The organism is Alistipes sp., assembly GCF_048465575.1.
GTDB lineage: Bacteria > Bacteroidota > Bacteroidia > Bacteroidales > Rikenellaceae > Alistipes.
Genome location: NZ_DBFWLG010000029.1, coordinates 35926 through 54824 on the forward strand (window position 1 = coordinate 35926; position 18899 = coordinate 54824).

10 protein-coding genes are annotated in these 18899 nt (G+C 63.3%); 8 read left to right on the forward strand and 2 right to left on the reverse strand.

Translation table 11 applies throughout. The annotated features are described in order from the left end of the window. Positions 1 to 3 precede the first annotated feature (3 nt). Complete coding sequence (locus ACMQ11_RS08130) at positions 4 to 3069, reverse strand: chondroitinase family polysaccharide lyase (RefSeq protein ID WP_418992266.1); 3066 nt, start codon at positions 3067 to 3069, stop codon at positions 4 to 6. A gap of 21 nt (positions 3070 to 3090) precedes the next feature. Then, the gene (locus ACMQ11_RS08135) at positions 3091 to 4305 is read right to left on the reverse strand and encodes a glucuronyl hydrolase (protein ID WP_418992267.1); all 1215 of its coding nucleotides are present in this window, start codon (positions 4303 to 4305) and stop codon (positions 3091 to 3093) included. 181 nt (positions 4306 to 4486) lie between these two features. On the opposite strand from ACMQ11_RS08135, the gene ACMQ11_RS08140 reads away from it, so the two are divergent. The 8 genes from ACMQ11_RS08140 to nagB all read left to right on the forward strand — a co-directional run bounded on the left by ACMQ11_RS08140 (position 4487) and on the right by nagB (position 18169). Next, positions 4487 to 7441 (forward strand): chondroitinase family polysaccharide lyase, encoded by a 2955-nt coding sequence (locus ACMQ11_RS08140; protein ID WP_418992268.1) that lies wholly within the window; start codon positions 4487 to 4489, stop codon positions 7439 to 7441. Positions 7442 to 7464: 23 nt separating this feature from the next. After that, positions 7465 to 10605 carry a SusC/RagA family TonB-linked outer membrane protein gene (locus ACMQ11_RS08145; RefSeq protein WP_418992269.1) on the forward strand — a complete coding sequence of 1047 codons (3141 nt, stop codon included), beginning with the start codon at positions 7465 to 7467 and terminating at the stop codon, positions 10603 to 10605. Positions 10606 to 10629: 24 nt separating this feature from the next. After that, positions 10630 to 12468 carry a RagB/SusD family nutrient uptake outer membrane protein gene (locus tag ACMQ11_RS08150; protein ID WP_418992270.1) on the forward strand — a complete coding sequence of 613 codons (1839 nt, stop codon included), beginning with the start codon at positions 10630 to 10632 and terminating at the stop codon, positions 12466 to 12468. A 20-nt stretch (positions 12469 to 12488) separates the two neighbouring features. After that, complete coding sequence (locus ACMQ11_RS08155; protein ID WP_418992271.1) at positions 12489 to 13490, forward strand: DUF5017 domain-containing protein; 1002 nt, start codon at positions 12489 to 12491, stop codon at positions 13488 to 13490. Positions 13491 to 13622: 132 nt separating this feature from the next. After that, positions 13623 to 14720: a phosphotransferase enzyme family protein gene (locus ACMQ11_RS08160; RefSeq protein ID WP_418992272.1), complete on the forward strand. Its 1098-nt coding sequence runs from the start codon at positions 13623 to 13625 to the stop codon at positions 14718 to 14720. Between the two features lies 1 nt (position 14721). Then, a complete protein-coding gene (locus tag ACMQ11_RS08165) occupies positions 14722 to 15369 on the forward strand; it encodes a carbohydrate-binding family 9-like protein (RefSeq protein WP_418992273.1) in 648 nt (215 codons plus the stop codon). Position 15370: 1 nt separating this feature from the next. Next, positions 15371 to 17320, forward strand: a complete 1950-nt coding sequence (locus tag ACMQ11_RS08170; RefSeq protein WP_418992274.1) for a 6-phosphogluconolactonase — start codon at positions 15371 to 15373, stop codon at positions 17318 to 17320. Positions 17321 to 17374: 54 nt separating this feature from the next. After that, on the forward strand, positions 17375 to 18169 hold the full coding sequence (nagB, locus tag ACMQ11_RS08175; protein ID WP_418992275.1) for a glucosamine-6-phosphate deaminase: 795 nt from the start codon (positions 17375 to 17377) through the stop codon (positions 18167 to 18169). Positions 18170 to 18899: the final 730 nt, after the last annotated feature.

Below are 18899 nucleotides of genomic sequence, written 5' to 3' on the forward strand. Positions count from 1 at the left end.
TTGCTATCTTGTCTCTCTGAGTTTCGCCTCGCGCGTCGCGCCCTCGCGGCACGCGAATTCCAGCACCGTGCCCGTCGCCCCCTCGTCGCCGGGGATGGGTCCGACGTGCACGACCCGGCAAAAGTCGGACGGCTCGGCGAGCTCCCAACGCCCGAAGAGCGTCACACGCACGGGCGACTCGGCCGAGGGGTTGTCGATCCACGTGCGGGAGTAGATGCTCCGCTCGATGCGTTTGCCGTCGGCGTCGTACCGCTCGTCGCTCGGGCCCTCGTAGAGCCTGAGGTCGGGGTCCGCGACGCTCAGCGTCAGCAACCCGCCGTCATCGCGGCTCGCAAGCAGGATGCAGGGCCGCTCGACGGCCACCACGGCATCGGCTCCGGGCACGTCGTCCGTCGCCTCGAACACCACCGCGGCATAGACCCCGCTCGCAAGGTCCCGCACGGCATGCACCTCGCGCGTGGCGGCATACGTTTCGTAGGGCTGCCGGGCCGCGTATTCGGCCACCTCCTCGTCGGAGGGATGAACGACCAGCAGGTATTCGTACCATCCACCGCGGATCGTCGTGCCGTGGTCGATCCACGCCGTGGCAAAGTCGTTCTCGGTCGGGGCGTCGGTCTCCTCATCGAGCGAGTGCTGCCGCTCGCGCCGCAGCTCCACCTTTCCATGAGGAACGAACCAGGCATGGCCGAAATTGTCGCGCAGCACGCCGCCATCGGTCAACGTCCTCCGGTAGGGAAATGCCGTCACCGGCTCGCCGTTCACGGCGACGGGCGCGGCCCGGTCGGCGAGGTAGTTCTGGAACAGGGTGGTATGCACCTCACCCGGGGCGGCGTTCTCGATATTCGAACCGAGCGCCACCACGCGGTTGCCGAAGAAGAAATAGGATTTGCGGGCCCTGAGCGACCCGTTGTATTTGTCGTGTTCGTGCAGTTTCATCCCGAACGCCCCGAAACGGCCCCGATGACTCGCGCCCCCGGCGAACGCCTCGTCCGAGAGGAGCATCTCCTCATAGCCCGAGCAAGTGTCGACGTTCAGGATGTCGGCCCGCATCCGCTCCATCGGAATCGTGAGCGCCGTGGTGCCGGGAATGTGGCGCCAGTCCCACCCCTCCTGGCGGAATCCGCTGCCGAAAGCCGACACGGGATCGCCGTCCGCGAGCAGTTGCAGGCTGCCGTGCGTGAGGTAGCGGCCGTAGTGGTTGGCCCCCTGGTAGGTCTCGGCCGCCCAGAGGTAGCGGCTGTGTCCGGCCGCCGTTACAAGCCAGTCGCCGCCGCGGTGCGCCACCGAGGCGTTGTAACCGTAGACGCGCGTCCCCTCGGGCGAGGGCTCGGGGCGGATGCCCACAGCCCGGAACGCCCGCGTGTAGCGGTCCTCGCCCGCAGCCAGCCGGAGGTAGGCCGCCGCCAATTCCTCATCCACCTCGCGCATGCCGTCGGGCGTCCCCGAGACGGCCAGGCGGGCGTAGTGCCACGGCACGAGCGCCCCCTTGCCGTCGGGATGGCGGCCCGAAAGGGCCAGCGGGAACGAGCGCAGGTTGCAATAGAAGCGCATTTCGAGCAGGGCGCGCTTGAGGTTGGCATGGCTTTCGGGGCTGACGCGGAAGCCCGTGCGGCTCAAGAGCCACACGGCGTTGACCGCTCCGCCGCTGAAGCCGTCCACGGCGTAGGCCGGGTAGTGGTGGCGGTGGTGAAAGACCGTGCCGTCGCTCTTGAAGCACGGCGACAGCCCCTCGGTCACTTTGTAGCCGTTGTCCACCCAGCGGGAGAAGCACTCCATCCAGACCGCCTTTTCGGGCGTGTCGGGCAGCATGACGATGCTGGCCAGCCGGCCGACGAGCGAGGTGTTGAAAGCGTCGATGTCCATGCCCAACTCCCGGGGCGGCAGCTTGACCTCCCCCACGCCCGAGAACCACTCCATCGCCTGCTGCACGCTGTGGCGCAGCCCCGCCCTTTCGAGCACCTTGCGCATGAGCACGGGAGCGGTGTAGAAATTGCGCATGCTGTACCCCAGGTGGTGAAGCGTGCCCAGCGCGCTGCCGGCGGCGAAGCCCTGGTCCAGCAGGTGCCGCGTCATGCGGACGTACATGCCGGCCAGTTCGTCGCGCTCGGCCGGGTTTTCGTTCAGGCTGTGGGCAACTGCGATCTGGTACATGAGGTCGTTATAAGCCCTCACGGTTTGCCCGTTGGCCGCAAAGAGCTTGTGGACGTCGGGGTGGCCCAAATTGATGTAGGTCTCGGAGTAGCGCACGAACCAGATCGGTTTGCCGCGCACCGTGCCGTCGGGATTCTCCTCGATGCCGTAAGCCGCGAAGCGTTCGCGCAGCCCGCCGAGCGCTGCGGGGCGCTTGTCCTCCAGCAATAGTTCCACGAGCCGCTTCTCGACCGTGGCCATGTCGTGCAACTCCTCCGCAGAGACCTCGGCGGCGGCCTCGGGCAGCGGATGCCGCCACGAGTCGAGCAGCACGAGCCAGTGGTTGGTTGTCCCGGCATTGATCAGCGGGGCTTGGAAATCGGCCGTGTGGTGCCTCACGTCCTGGAACGACGCCAGAATCCAGTGGTCGAGGAACAATTCTCCCTCCGCCGCCCCCTCGACCGTCACGACCAGCTCGTCCATCCCCTCCTCGGGGCGGCCCTGCATGTCGCGGTCGAACGCCACCCACGCCCCGCGCCAGCCTGTGAAGCCCAGGCCGTAGTCGAACCACGCGCAGGTGCGCCCCGCCTTGCGGAACTCGAAACGCAACTTTCCCTCCAGCGCCCGGGGCGCATAGACCCAGAAGACGAACGTCGAGACGGAGGTCTCCTTGGGGTTGGGATTTTTCGACAGGTAGTCGACCGGGGCGGCGATGCGCAGCCGGGCCCCGTCGCGCGACCACTGCCAGCGCGCCGAGCGGGTCCCGTGCTTGTAGTGGAGCCCGGAGAGCTCCACGCGCGAGCCGGCCGACGCCTCGAGGGGCGCCGCGGAACTTTCGAACGAGAGAATCCGCTCGTCGGCCACGTCTGCGGCCGGCTGCGCCTGCACCGGGCAGGCCAACACGGCGGCGGCGATCAGGATGAGGTTGCGCAATTTCAAATCGGTACCCGGTTTAGCGTGTTAGAACAAGGGTTGGCCGGCCTCCACTTTCCCCTTGCGGATCAGCGCCTCGAGGAAATAGTAGTCGGCGTAGTTCAACGGCACGTCGATGTTGCTCCCGTGGGGAATGCTGCCCACCGAGTGCATCAGGAGGAACCCGCCGTTCTCTCCGACCGCAGCGCGGTAGGCGGGCGACGAGAGCGACTCGATCATCCGGTCAGCCGTTTGCTTGTACATTTCGTTGCCCGTGTAGGTGTACATTTCATAGAACGCCGAGGCGAGCACGGCCGCCGTCGAAGCGTCGCGCGGCTCCTGGGGGATGTTCGGGGCGTCGTAGTCCCAGTAGGGCACCAGGTCGGCGGGCATGTTCTCATCGTTCAGCACGAAACCGGCCACCTTTTCGGCGTGGTCGAGGTAGCGGCGGTCGCCCGTGAAGCGGTAGCAGGTCGCAAAACCGTAGACAGCCCACGCCTGCCCGCGCGCCCAGGCCGAGTCGTCGGCATAGCCCTGGGCCGTGCAGCGGCCGCGGACATGGCCGTCCGCGAGGTCGTAGTCGACCACGTGGTAGCAGCTGTAATCGTCGCGGAAATGCTCCTGCATCGTGCGGTCGGCGTGGCGCACGGCCATATTATAATAGGTACTGTCGCCCGAGAACTCCGAGGCCTTGAACATGAGTTCGAGGTTCATCATGTTGTCGATGATCACCGGACACTGCCAGCCCCTTTCGCCCTGCCAGCCGCGGTCGGCGTCCCACGACTGGATGACGCCCGGCACCTCGCGGAAGCGCGTCGAGAGCGATCGGGCGGTCTGGACGATCACCTCCTTGTATCCGGGGATATTCTTCAGTCTGAGACCGTTGCCATAGCTGTCGTAGATCATGAAACCCACGTCGTGATGCCACTGGAGCCACTGCACCGAGTCGAGTACCTCGGTGTGGCACTGCGCACGCTCGGCCCACGCCTCATCGCCCGTCAGCTCGTACATGTACCAGAGCGTACCGGCGAAAAAGCCGCTCACCCAGTCGTCCACGGGCACGTATTCCACCTCGCCGTTCTTGTAGGTCGAGGGGATGCGGATCGTGCCGCCCGCCTCGCTTCGGTCGGCCAGCGCACCGATCTGCTGCACGGCCACGGCCACGTTCTCGTCGATGATGGCTGCACGCTTCGGGCCCTCGGTGCAGGCCGTAACTCCCGCGACCAGCAGCGCGGCGATCAGGCTCTTCATTGCGAATCTCATAAGAAAGTCTTTAAATTTAATTTTAAATCGAACAGGCTTTTCGTACAAAGTTAAACTTTTTTTCGGAGTTAGAACGCTTTTTAATAATTATTTCTTATGTGGATAAAATTTTTATTATTATTTTCCCGTTAAATTTGGGCTTTCCGAATTCTTTGCCTACATTTGACTAAATATATACTCTATGAAAAAGGGACTTATATATGGTGCAGCAGCGCTTTTAGGGCTCACTGCGGCCTTTCGGAGCACGGAGGTTTCGGCAGCGATCGACGCCAGGATCACGTTCGAAACCGAGATTCCCAAAGGATTCACGTGCGACGAAAACAGCCGGATCGAGTTGAGCGGCGACCGCTACAAGGACGGCCGGCAGTCGCTGCGCTGGAGTTGGACGGCCCCCTCGGCGCTCCATTACGCCGACTATGCTTCGCTGATGCGCTCGGCCCGGACCAAGGGCGCGGGCATCATGCTCTGGATCTACAACCCCGCGGCCGCCGACGCCGACCTGCGCTTCACGTTCGAGACCCCGACGGGCGAGAAACCCTACCATTTCGATTTCCACATGGATTTCACGGGCTGGCGCGCCTGCTGGATCAAATGGAACGACATGTGGGGCGACCACTCCTCCCAGCAGCTCTCCCGCATGACCGTCACCACGCCCGAGGGTGTGCCCAACGGCGAAATCTTCCTCGACCGCCTGACGTTCGCCGAGTTCAAGCTCAACGACCAGATCACCCCCGACCGGCAGATTCCCGACAACAACCGCAACCTGCGGCGCACGCTCTGGCACTGGGCGAGGCTCTGGGAGTGGGAGCAGTACCAGTACGCCGAGCCGCTGCGGGAGCCGACGGCCGATGAGAAAAAGATGCTGGACCGCGTCAAGTCGCGCATCGACGCCATCGTCACGGCCACCATGTCGAGCGTACCTTATATCAACGGCACCATCATTCCGCGCGCCCAGGCCAACCTCGCGAAGGCGGCCATCGAGCGCCGTGCCGACGGCAGCCTCGCTGGCGCCCCGCTCCTCTCGAACGACGAGTGCAACCGCCCCAAGGGCGAACTGCGGCTCGACGACATCGAGAACATGCTCTACGCCTTTGCGCTGAACAGCTACGTCAACCGCGACGACAAATACGACGACCAGTTCTTCCTGGTCATGGACCACGCCATCGACCAGGGCTTCGCTTTCGGCCACGGCAACGGCACCAACCACCACTACGGCTACAACGTCCGCAAGATTTACGACGCCATGTGGCTCATGCGCGACAAGATCGCCGCCCGCGGCAAGACCGGCGAATACGTCCGGGTGCTGGCCTACTGGAGCGGCCTGGCCGAGACCCGCAAACCCTACGTCTACGGCCGAGACGAGCTGTTAGACGCCTGGCACACGCTCCTCACGCCCAAGCTCATCAGCGCCCTGATGCTCCCCACCGAGGCCGAGCAGTACCGCGCCATGAAAGCCCTCGGCGTCTGGCTCTCGGGCAGTCTCGATTTCACGCCCGGCACCATCGGCGGCATCAAACCCGACGGCACGACGTTCCACCACGGCGGCTTCTACCCCGCTTACTCCACCGGCGCGTTCGCCACCATCGGCTACTACTGCAAGGCCACCGAGGGCACCGATTTCACCCTTTCCGAAGCCGCACGGCGCACGTTCAAGCTGGCTCTCATGACAATGGCCGACTACACCGACCTGCGCGACTGGGGGCTGGGCATCGCCGGCCGCCACCCGCTCAACAAGAACGGCCGCATCCCCGACGCCGACGTCAACGCATTCGGTTACCTCGCGGCGCTGGGCGACCTGACGGGCAGCGGCAAGGCTTCCGATCCCGAGCTGGCGGGCGCTTTCCTGCGCCTGAAAGGCACCGACAAGGAGCTCGCCTCTCGCTTCAAAAAGGAGGGCATCCAGGCCGGCCCCACGCCCTCGGGCTTCTTCGTGCTGAACTACGGCGCCACGGGCATCCACCGCCGCGGCGACTGGATGGTGACGCTCAAGGCCTACAACAGCGACGTCTGGGGCTCGGAGATCTACGCCAAGGACAACCGCTACGGCCGCTACCAGAGCTACGGCACCGCCCCGATCATCGGCTCGGGCAACCCCGTCACGGCCGCCGAGAGCGGATTCGTGCAGGAGGGCTGGGACTGGAACCGCCCGCCCGGCGCCACGACCATCCACCTGCCGTTCGAGGAGCTCGAGAGCCCGCGCCCCGGCACGCTCATGGAGCGCAACCCGATCCGCTTCTCCGGCGCTTCGTCGCTCGAGGGCCGCAACGGCGCCCTGGCACTCTGGTTCGTCGAGCGCGACTATCCCCGCTTCACCGAGGGCGCCACGGCCCGCAAGTCGATCTTCTGTTTCGACAACCGCCTGGTCTGCATCGGCAGCGGCATCCGCAACGACAACGCCTCCTACCCCACCGAGACCACCCTTTTCCAGCTTCAGCTCAAGGACAAGGGCGAACCGATGGAGATCGACGGCGAGGTGGTCGACGCGTTTCCGTTCAGCCTCTCGAAGAGCGGCGCCGAGCGGCTGATGCTCTCCGACACCAAGGGCAATTTCTACGTGGTGAAGAACTCCGGCCCGGTCAACATCCTCCGGCAGCGGCAGACCTCGCCCAACGACAAGACGCACCAGCCGCAGTCGGGCGATTTCGCCACGGCATACATCGACCACGGCCGGGCGCCCCGGGAGGCAGCCTACGAGTATGCGGTCTACATCCAGCCCACGAACAAGGAGATCGGCCGCATCGCCAAGAAAGAGACCTACGAGGTCCTCCGGCGCGACAACGACGCCCATGTGGTCCGCGACCTGGAGACGGGCATCACCGGCTACGTGCTTTTCACGGACTTTGCGGGCGAGGGGCTGGTGAAAAGCGCCACGGGCGAGACGATCCTCATGGAGCGCACTGTCGCGGACGGAGAGCTGGTAATGAGCGTCTGCACGCCCGACCTGGGCCTGACGGAAAAGACCTACACCACGGCCCAGGAGAGCCAGCCGATCCGAAAAGAGGTGCTGCTGACCGGCAGCTGGGAGCTTGCATCGCAATATCCCGGCGTGGAGACCGTTTCCACCGACACGGGCACCCTCCTGCATGTAACCTGCCGCCACGGACAGCCCGTGGAGTTCCGGCTGAAGAAAAAGTAAGCATATTCCAATCTACAACCAACATGAGAAAAACACTCGAACGAATGGCTGCCGTGCTGCTGCTGACCCTATCGGTATCGGCCGGAGCATTTGCGCAGCAGACCGTCGTCGGGCGCGTCGTCGATTCTTCCGACGCACCGCTGGTGGGTGTCACCGTCCTGGTCAAGGGCACCCAGACGGGCACCGCGACCGGCGCCAACGGCAACTACACGATCCAGGCCCGCGAGGACCAGACGCTCGTCTTCTCCTACCTGGGCTATACCACGGTCGAGGAGCACGTCGGCAAGCGCACGGCGATCAACGTCAAGATGCAGGAGGAGGCCGCCTCGATCGGCGCCGTCGAGGTGGTCAGCATCGGCTACGGCACCTCGACTCGGCGCGATTTGACGGGTTCGGTGGCCAAGGCCGACCTGGGGACGATCCTCAAATCGAACGTCACCTCGTTCGACCAGGCCTTGGGCGGCCGCATCGCGGGCGTGGTGGTCACCACGGGCGACGGTGCGCTGGGCGCCGAGGCCAACGTCACCATCCGCGGCAACAACTCCCTCACGCAGAGCAGCGCGCCGCTCTACATCATCGACGGCTTCCCCTCCGAAAGTTCGTTCGCCAATGCGATCAACCCCGCCGACATCGAATCGATCGACGTGCTGAAAGACGCCTCGGCCACGGCCATCTACGGCGCCCGCGGCGCCAACGGCGTGATCGTCATCAACACCAAGCGCGGCACCGAGGGGCGCCCGACCGTCAATTTCAGCGCCTCGTTCACCCTGAACCGCATCGCCAACAAGATCGACCTGATGGACTCCTACGATTTCGTCAAGTTGCAGGGTGAACTGCTCGACGAGTCGACCATGAACAAGAGCTATTTCAGCGAGGGGCTCACGCTCGAGGACTACCGCCGCATCCCGGCCGTCGACTGGCAGGACCAGCTCTACCGCAATTCGCTCCAGCAGAACTACAACGTCTCGCTCTCGGGCGGCAACAAGGAGGGGCTGCGCTACAACGTCGGCTTCTCGGCCCTCGACCAGGACGGCATCATCATCCGCTCCAATTTCCAGCGCTACCAGGGCAAGGCCAACCTCACGCTGCCCATCACCAAGAAGTTGCAGCTGACGATGAACGCCAACTACTCGCGCACGGCGACCAACGGCGTCACGCCCACTACGGCCGAGAGCACCTCCTCGTCGACCGGGTGGCTGATGTTCTCGGTCTGGGGTTACCGCCCGGTAACACCCCCGGGACAGGACATCCTCGACTCGATGCTCGACCAGGCGGTCTCCGGCTCGGACGATTACCGCTTCAACCCCGTCAAGACGGCGAAAAACGAATACCGCAAGACGCTGGTGGACTACCTCAACGCCAACGCCGCGCTCACCTACAAGATCACCCCCTCTCTGACGCTCAAACTCTCGGGCGGCTACACCCTCAACCAGCGCCGCCGCGAGGAGTTCAACGGCAGCGAGACCTACACCGGCTACGCCGGCTCGCCCAGCGGCAAGGGGGTCAACGGCGCGATCTACTGGACCGACCAGCGCTCGTGGCTCAACGAGAACACGCTCACCTACAAGAAGCGCCTGGGCCGCAGCCACAACCTCGACCTGCTGGCCGGTCTGACGCTTCAGGGCCAGAAGCAGACCTACGACGGCGTCTCCTCGACGCAGATCACCTCCGAGGAGCTGGGCATCGCGGGCATCTACACCGGCAACTACCAGATCGTCAAGGGCGTATACAGCGACTGGCGGATGATGTCGGCCCTCATGCGCGCCAACTACAATTTCCGCTACAAGTACTACCTCACGTTCTCGTTCCGCGCCGACGGTTCGTCCAAGTTCCCCGAGGGCAACCGCTGGGGCTATTTCCCCTCGGTGGGCGCTTCGTGGAATTTCAACCGCGAGAACCTCTTGAAAGAGAAGAAATGGCTCTCGAACGGCAAGCTCCGCGCCTCATGGGGTCTGACGGGTAACAACCGCACGCAGACCCCCTACGACTACTACTCGCAGATCACCGTGCAGCCCGGCGCGGGCAACTCGCTGGACTATGTCTTCAACGGCGAGCGCGTCCCGGGCTACTACGTCTCGAACATGGCCAACGACCGCCTCAAGTGGGAGACCACCGAGCAGTGGAACGTGGGCCTCGACCTGGGCTTCTTCGAGGACCGCATCAAGTTCACGGGCGACTGGTACCTGAAAGACACGCGCGACCTGTTGCTCTATGCCCTGCTGCCCGCCTCGACGGGCTACACGCAGGCGATGATGAACATCGGCAAGATCCGCAACCGCGGCTTCGAGCTGACGCTCGAAACGGTCAACGTCAAGAACCGCAATTTTCAGTGGTCCACCTCGTTCAACATCGCGTTCAACCGCAACAAGATCCTGGCGCTGGTCGACAACCAGAACACCCTCCAGTCGTCGGTGGCGTGGGAGATGACCTACAACTCGCAGTTCCCCTACATTTCGCAGGTGGGCAAGCCCACGGGCATGATGTACGGCTACATCTACGACGGCATCTACAAGGCCTCGGATTTCGACGAGAACGGACTGCTGCTCAAGGACATTGCACACATGAGCACGTTCCAGCGGAACCAGATCCGGCCGGGCGACCCAAAATACCGCGACATGAACGGCGACGGGGCGATCGACGATTTCGACCGCACGATCATCGGCTGCGGCCAGCCCCTGCATACGGGCGGCTTCGGCAACAACCTCACGTGGAAGAACTTCGACCTCAACATCTTCTTCTCGTGGAGCTACGGCAACGACGTGCTGAACGCCAACCGGCTGATCTTCGAGTCGGGCCGCAAGAGCCAGACCAACCAGCTGGCCTCCTACGCCGGCCGCTGGTCTGCGGACAACCCCGCGTCGAACATCCCCCGTTCGCGGGCCAACGGCACGGAGGTCTACTCCTCGCGCGTAGTCGAGGACGGGTCGTTCCTGAGGCTGAAGAACGTTTCGCTGGGCTACACGCTGCCCGGCCGTTCGCTGCGCAAGGCGGGCATCAGCAACCTGCGGTTCTACGTCTCGGCGGACAACGTCTGGACCCTCACCGGGTACAGCGGTCCCGACCCCGAGGTCTCGACCCGCAACTCGGTCCTCACCCCCGGATTCGACTGGTCGGCCTACCCGCGCGCCCTGGGCTTCACGGCGGGCGTGAACCTCACATTCTAACGGCTTAACACGACACTTTACGCTATGAAAATCAAAAGCATATTCGTTCCGGGAACCTGCGCGCTGCTTCTGGCGGCGCTCCCGGCCTGCTCGTTCCTCGACATGGAGCCGAACGTCATTCCCGACCAGGGGTATTACACGAGCGAGCAGAAGATCGTCTACGGACTGGCCGGCGTCTACGGAGCACTCAACAGCGAGGAGGTCTACGGCAACAACTACTCGCTGCAAATCAGCAACGCCGACGACCTCTGCTACTACGCCAACTACAACAACACCGAATCGCGCGTGGACAAGTACAACCACTCGGCCAGCACGGAGGTGATCTACGGCACGTGGTCCAAGCTCTACGAGGGGATCAAGAACGCCAACCGCTTCCTCGAAGCGATGGAAAAGGTGACCCTCAAACCCGAGGAGATGTCCCATCCGCTGGAGCTCTATGTCGCCGAAGCCCGCTTCCTGCGAGCCTACTACCATTTCCTGCTGGCACAGGCTTGGGGCGACGTGCCGCTGAGGACCCGCGCCACCACCTCGCCCAACCCCGAGGACGTGCAGCTGGCCGCGACGGCGCAGGAGCGCATCCTCAAATGGGCGGTCGACGAGATCGAAGCCTGCGTCCCGGACCTCAGCGAGGGGGTCGAAGGCACGCCCTCGCGCGTGAGCCGGACCGTCGCCCAGGGCATCCTGGCGCGCATCCACCTCTTTATGGCCGGCCAGAGCGTCAAGCCGATCGAGGAGCTCACCAAGCAGGAGCTCTACGGCCGTGCGGCCTACTGGGCCAACGAGGCGATCGCCTCGGGCAAGCACGACCTCAACCCCAGCTACCGGCAGGTGTTCATCAACATGATCCAGGACAAGTACGACACCCAGTACCGCGAGTCGATGTGGGAGGCCGAGTTCCTCGGCGACCGCTCCAACGCCTCCGCGTGGACCAACGGCCGCATCGGCGACCTGATCGGTCTGAAATCGCAGTCGAGCGCCAACAACTACTCGGAGTGGGCCTGCAACTACTCCTACGGCTACTATAACGGATCGTACCGACTGTGGCAGCTCTACTGGGCCACGGACCGCACCGCGGAGGAGGAGGCCGACAACAGGCAGATCACCGACGTGCGCCAGGAGTGGAACCTCCCGCCCTACAACTACCAGGGGCACAACGCGCGCAAGATTTCGTACAAATACGACAACGTGCAGTACACCAACGAGATTCTGACCATCCCGGCCAGCCTCTACAAGTCGCCCTGGGTCTATAACAACAATTTCTCGCTGCCCAAAGAGGAGATCGACGGGCAGGACCTCACGGTGGAGAATCCGTTCGACACGGACCGCCTCCTCTACGACCCCACGGTCATGGCCGCCGTGCGCAACGCCGGCAAGTGGCGCCGCGAGACCGTCTACGAGAAGCAGATGTCGGCCAAGCGGCTCTACACCACGATCAACTTCCCGATCCTGCGCTATTCGGACGTGCTCCTGATGTACGCCGAGGCGGTCACCCGGTCGACCGGAGCGCCCGACGAGCAGGCCCGCGAGGCCGTGCGCCGGGTCCGCAGCCGGGCGGGCATCAAGACCGACGAGAGCCAGCTGGGCGATCCCGTGTCGTTCCTGGCGCTGGTGCGCAACGAGCGGGCTCGCGAACTGGCGTTCGAGGGGCTGCGCAAGTGGGACCTGATCCGCTGGGGCGAGTTCGTCGAAGAGATGCACGCCGCGGGGGCCGAAATTCCGTCGGACAACCGCTACAAGAACGGCACGATCGTCAATTTCGCCGCCGTCAACTACTCCAACGTCGCGGCCCGGCATATCTACCTGCCCATCCCCACCAAGGAGCTGGGCGTCAACCATGCCCTGCGGCAGAATCCTCTATGGTAACCATTATGAAGCCGATCGATATGAAACCAAAACGCATCGCATACCTCGCAGCGGCGCTGGCCCTCGCGGTCTCTGCCGCCTCCTGCGAGCACAACGACATCTACGAAGAGATGGAGTTCACGGTAAGTCTCGCCCCCGAGAACACCTACCGCGCGGGCGAACCCGTGCTCTTCCGGTTCGAGGGCAACGCCGATTTCATCACCGTCTGGAACGGCGACACGGGCCACGAATACCGCTACCGCGACCGCACGACGGTCGATCTGGCGGACATCGAAAAGTGCGAGTTGACGCTCGAAATCGGGCAGCAGTGGGGGCCCACGGACCTCACGAGCAACCTCGACCTCTTGGTCGGCAACAAGTTCGCGGGGCTCGACGGCTCCGATGCTGCCAAGGACCGCCCGGTGGTCGAGTCGATCGACCGGGCCGACTGGCAGACGCTCGACTACACGGTCGAAAAACGCTCGAGCACGGTCAAGTGGCAGACCCGCACCTACGACGTGACGCCCTACGCCGACAATTTCTCCTGGGCCATGTACCTGCACGCTCCGGCGGACCAGGCCATGCGCTTCTATTTCGTCAATCCGTCGCTGACGGTGCAGTTCAAGCAGTACGAGCCGCAGACATACGGCTACTCGGCGATGAATTTCGTCTCGTTCTCGCTGGCCGCGCGTCACGCCTCGAACCCCTACATCCACAACGCCTCGGGCAACGGCAACCCCAAGTTCCAGGGCCAGGGCGGCGCTACGGTCGATACGGGGCAGATCACGTTCCAGGGCGGCAACGCCAACCAGTTGGGCGAGGTCGCGCAGTGGGTCTTCATGCAGCCCATCCGGCTCAACACGATCGCCTCCGACACGGGCGAAAACATCAAGGGCGTGACAGACGACATCCCCTCCTACGAGCACACCTACGACCGTCCGGGCACCTACACCGCCACGTTCATCGTCTCCAAGGGCAACTACCAGGGCCAGTCGCGCGTCGTGCGCGAGGTGACGTTCACGGTGGTCGAATCGATCCGATGACGCGCCACGAAGAGTTCCGGAGCCTGTTTTTCTTTCGAAAGACAGGCTCTTTTCACACAATAGGGTTTGCAGTTCTGCGTTTAATTCAGTACCTTTGAGTCTGTAACCTGAAAATAGACCGGACCTTAGCACATGAAGACACATTTACAGGAGATAGCGTCGCATTTCGCACTCGCAGGCCCCGTTCTGAAGATCGACTCGCTGGGCGAGGGCTTCATCAACGACACGTTCATCGTCCGCACCGCGGGCGACGCCCCCGACTACATCCTCCAGCGCAAGAACAAGACAATCTTTCGGGACGTACCGGCCATGATGGAGAACATCCGCAAGGTCACCGAGCACATCCGCCGCCGCGTGGCGGCCGCGGGCGGCGACCCGGAGCGCGAAGCCATGACCGTCGTTCCGACCCTCGACGGCAAACTCTGCTATCTGGATTCCGACGGGGAATACTGGGCCGTCACGCTCTTCATCGACGACACGGCGGCCTACAACCGGGCCGACTCCCCGGAACTGGCCCGCAAGGGCGGCGAGGGCATCGGCAAGTTCCAGGCCCAGCTGGCCGATTTCACCGAACCGCTCGCGGAGACCATCCCCGGCTTCCACAACATCCGCCACCGTTTCGCGCAGTGGGACGAGGCGCTCCGGCGCGACGCCGCGGGCCGCGTCGGCGAGCTCCCCGAAGAGATCGGCTGGATCGAGGCGCGCCGCGCGGAGATGCTCGCGTTCTGGTCGCTGGTCGAGGACGGCATCATCCCCACGCGCGTCACCCACAACGACACCAAGATCAACAACATCCTCTTCGACCGCCAGGGCGAGGTGCTCTGCGCCATCGACCTCGACACGGTGATGAACTCCACATCGCTCAACGATTTCGGCGACGCCATCCGCTCCTACTGCAACACGGGCGACGAGGACGACCGCGACCTTGCGCGCGTGGGCCTTTCGCTCGAGATGTTCCGCGCCTACACCGACGGCTACCTCTCGCAGCGCGCCCGCCAGCTTGCACCCTCCGAGATCGACCACCTGGCCTTCTCGGCCCGCTACATCACTTTCGAACAGGTGCTGCGCTTTCTCATGGACTACATCGACGGCGACACCTATTACAAGATCAGGTACCCCGAGCACAACCTCGTGCGCACGCACGCCCAGTACCGGCTGCTCGAAAGCATGGAGGAGCATTATCCCGAAATGTGCCGCATCGTCTGCGATACCGCGGCCAAATACAGATAAGATGGAAATCAGCAAGATAACCGATCTCGATACCCAAGACGCGGCAGCCGTCCGTCGGGCTTTCGAGCGGATCGCACCCGAGCCTATCGCGTGCTGCAACTGGCCGGAGCAGTTCCCCTATGCGCCGCAGGTCTCGTTCCGCATGTTCCACACGGGCGACCTTTTGCTGCTGCGCTTCGACGTCGCCGAGCGCTATACCGCGGCGCTCGTTTCGGAGGACAACGGCGAGGTTTGGACCGATTCGTGCGTGGAGTTCTTCCTGGCCGTGGGCGGCGAACGGGGCTACTACAATTTCGAGACGACCCCGATCGGCCGCATGCTCCTCGGATTTCGCCATACGCATGCCGACGCCGTGCATGCCTCGCCGGAGATCATGGCTGCGGTGAAGCGCACGACGACGCTGCCATTGGGCATCCCGTTCCCCGAACGCGAGGGCGACAACCGCTGGTCCCTCACCCTTGCCATTCCGCCCCGTGCGCTCTTCCGCCACGCGATCACGTCGTGGGACGGCCTGGAGGCCCGCATGAACCTCTACAAGTGCGGCGACCGGCTGTCGCATCCGCATTTCCTTTCGTGGCGGCCCGTCGAGGCTCCGAAACCCGATTTCCACCGCCCCGAATTTTTCGAACGAATCAAATTTTCAAACTGACATGAACAACAAATATTCCCTGCCCAAAGACGGCGGCCTGATCGCCGAATCGGCCCCGCGCGACATCATCCACCGCTACGAGAAGATCCACACCCGGGTCTACGAAAACGAGTACCGGGGCGTGCAGTACGTGGCCGACGTGATCGTCAAGGCGATCCGCAACTACAACGAAATCCACTGTTCGAACGAGGTCTACGAGGAGTCGCAGCCGTTCGTGCTGGGCCTTACGACGGGCCGCACGCCGCTGGGCCTCTACCGCGAACTGGTCAAGCGCCACCGCGAGGGGCAGGTTTCGTTCCGCAACGTGGCCGTATACAGCCTCGACGAGTTCTACCCCATCCGCACCACCGAGCAGCAGAGCCGCAATTTCCGCATCCACGAGGAGTTCCTGAACCACATCGACATCCAGCCCGAGAACATCCACATCCCCGACGGCACCACCCCCGAGGACCGCATCTCGGAGTATTGCGCCTCGTACGACCATGCGATCCGCAAGATCGACCTGATGATCATCGGCGTGGGCGAGGACGGCCAGATCGGCTTCAACGAGCCGGGCTCCTACTCCAAGTCGCGCACGCGGCTGGTGCAGCTCACCCACAACACCCGCAAGATTCAGTCGGGGGCGTTCTTCGGCCTGGAGAACACGCCCAAGATGGCCATCACGATGGGCATCGACACCATCATGCGCGCCGAGCGCATCATCCTCATGGCGTGGGGCGAGGAGAAAGCCCACATCGTGCAGAAAGTCGTCGAGGGCGAAATCACGGGGCAGGTGCCCGCCTCGTTCCTCCAGAGCCACCCCAACATCGAGGTGGTCATCGACGAGAACGCCGCGCAGCTCTTGACGCGCGAGCAGACGCCCTGGCTGGTCGGCCCCTGCAACTGGACGCCCAAATTCGTCCGCAAGGCCGTCGTCTGGTTGTGCGGGGTGGTCCGGAAACCCATCCTGAAGCTCACCTACAAGGACTACATCGAGAATTCGCTGGGCGAGCTGCTCGAACAGGGCCGCACCTACGACCAGATCAACATCGACGTCTTCAACGACCTCCAGCACACCATCACCGGCTGGCCGGGCGGCAAGCCCAACGCCGACGACTCGACGCGCCCCGTCCCGTCCGCGCCGTTCCCCAAGCGCATCGTGGTCTTCTCGCCCCACCCCGACGACGACGTGATCTCGATGGGCGGCACGTTCATCCGCCTCGTACAGCAGGGCCACGACGTGCATGTGGCCTACGAAACCTCGGGCAACGTGGCCGTGCACGACGACGTGGTGCTCCAGAACATCGACACGGCGCGCGAGCTGGGCTTCGGCGACCGCTACGCCGACATCGAGCGGATCATCGCCGGCAAGAAGAAAGGCGAGCCCGAGCCGCGTGCGCTGCTGGACCTCAAAGGGGCCATCCGCCGCGCCGAAGCGCGCGCCGCGGTGCGCTCGTTCGGCCTGAACCCCGACACCAACGCCCATTTCCTCAACCTCCCGTTCTACGAGACGGGTGGCATCAAGAAAGGGATGCTCACCGACAAGGATATTCAGATCATCGTCAACCTGCTGCGCGAGGTGCGGCCCCACCAGATCTACGCCGCCGGCGACCTGGCCGACCCCCACGGCACGCACCGCACGGCCATGGAGGCGATCCTGGGCGCGCTGGAGGTAGTCAAGGACGACGAGTGGCTGCGCGACTGCCACCTCTGGCTCTACCGCGGCGCCTGGATGGAGTGGGACCTGGGGATGGTCGACATGGCCGTGCCCCTCTCGCCCGACGAGCTGATTATGAAGCGTCACGCCATCTACCGCCACCTCTCGCAGAAAGACATCATGCCTTTCCCGGGCAGCGACCCCCGCGAGTTCTGGCAGCGGGCCGAAGAGCGCACGCAGAACACCGCAAAACTTTACGACCGGCTCGGCATGGCCGAATACCAGGCGATCGAGGTTTTCGTGAAAATGTTCTGATTTTCGATCTTTCACCTTTCACTTTTCACCTTTCACTTTTCACTTTTATAAGCCATGCGTTTAATCATCGAAAATACCCCGCACGAGGTCGCCCAGTGGGCCGCCGACTACATCATCCGCCAGATCAAGAACAAGGAGCAGTACACCACCTCGCCTTTCGTGCTGGGACTGCCGACCGGCTCCACGCCCTTGGAGACTTACAAGGAGTTGATCCGTCGCCACAAGGCGGGCGACGTTTCGTTCCGCAACGTCATCACGTTCAACATGGACGAATATGTCGGCCTCGCGGAGGATCACCCCGAGAGCTACCACTCGTTCATGTGGAACAACTTTTTCTCGCACATCGACATCCGGCCCGAAAACGTCAACATTCTCGACGGCAATTCCGAGGACCTCGTGAAAGAGTGCGCCGACTACGAGGCGCGCATCGTCGAAGCGGGGGGCATCGACCTCTTCATGGGCGGCGTCGGCGAGGACGGACACATCGCTTTCAACGAACCGTTCTCATCGTTGCAGTCGCGCACGCGGCAGAAAACACTCACGCAGGACACCATCCAGGTCAATGCCCGCTTCTTCGGCGGCGACACCTCGCTCGTACCCAAAACGGCGCTCACGGTGGGCGTGGGCACGGTGCTGGCGTCGAAAAAGGTGCTGATCCTGGCCACTGGCCCCAAAAAGGCCCGCGCCGTGCGCCACGGCGTCGAGGGTTCCTACAACCACCAATGGACCATTTCGGCGCTCCAGGTTCACCCCAGCGGCATCCTGGTCTGCGACGACGCAGCCGCACAGGAGTTGCGCGTGGCGACCTACCGCTATTTCAAGGACATCGAACGCGAGAACCTGATCTGAGACGTTTTTAAATCCCCCGCAAACTCCGGTTCGCGGGGGATTTCAAAAAATTCACATTCATAATTCACAATTCATAATTATATTCCGTCATCCCAACCCTCGCTCCCCGAGCCCGGTCAAGGGGTCGCCGGTCAATCGTTGTCATTCCGAGCGCATGCAAGGAATCTTCCGCTTACTGTCTTGTCCGCGCCGCCCTCGGCGGCGGCAGTCCGCAGCCACCCCGGGCGGAGGGCTGCAAATAAAGTGAAAGGTGAAAGGTGCCCACGACACCAGAGCAACGCCGAGAAGCCAATTCACCCGACCTCGATCCCCGAGCCCGTACGAGGGTCGAGACCAAGGTGAAAGGTGAAAGGACAAAGGTGAAAAGTCATCTTCGACCCCCGAACCCCGTCGAGAGCTCGCAAACCCCTCCTCCTCGCTCCCCGAGCCCCGTCAAGGGGTCGCAAGCCCATTTTCTTCCTTTCCTGACCAACATCGACAGCCCGCAACCCAACCACCTGCGAAAATAATGATGAATTGTGAATCGGTTTAGCCGGATTTTTCGAAAATCGGATAGAAAAATCCGGCTAAACCCTTGACATCGCCTCTCCGATGTTGTATCTTTGTTCCGTCCCCCGCCGGGCGGGCCGTCGGAACTTGCGCGCAAACTCTCTTTCATGAACGACGGCAGCTATGCATGGCACCACCCGGCGATCCCGGATAACTATTCCACTTACCGATCGGTCTTCGC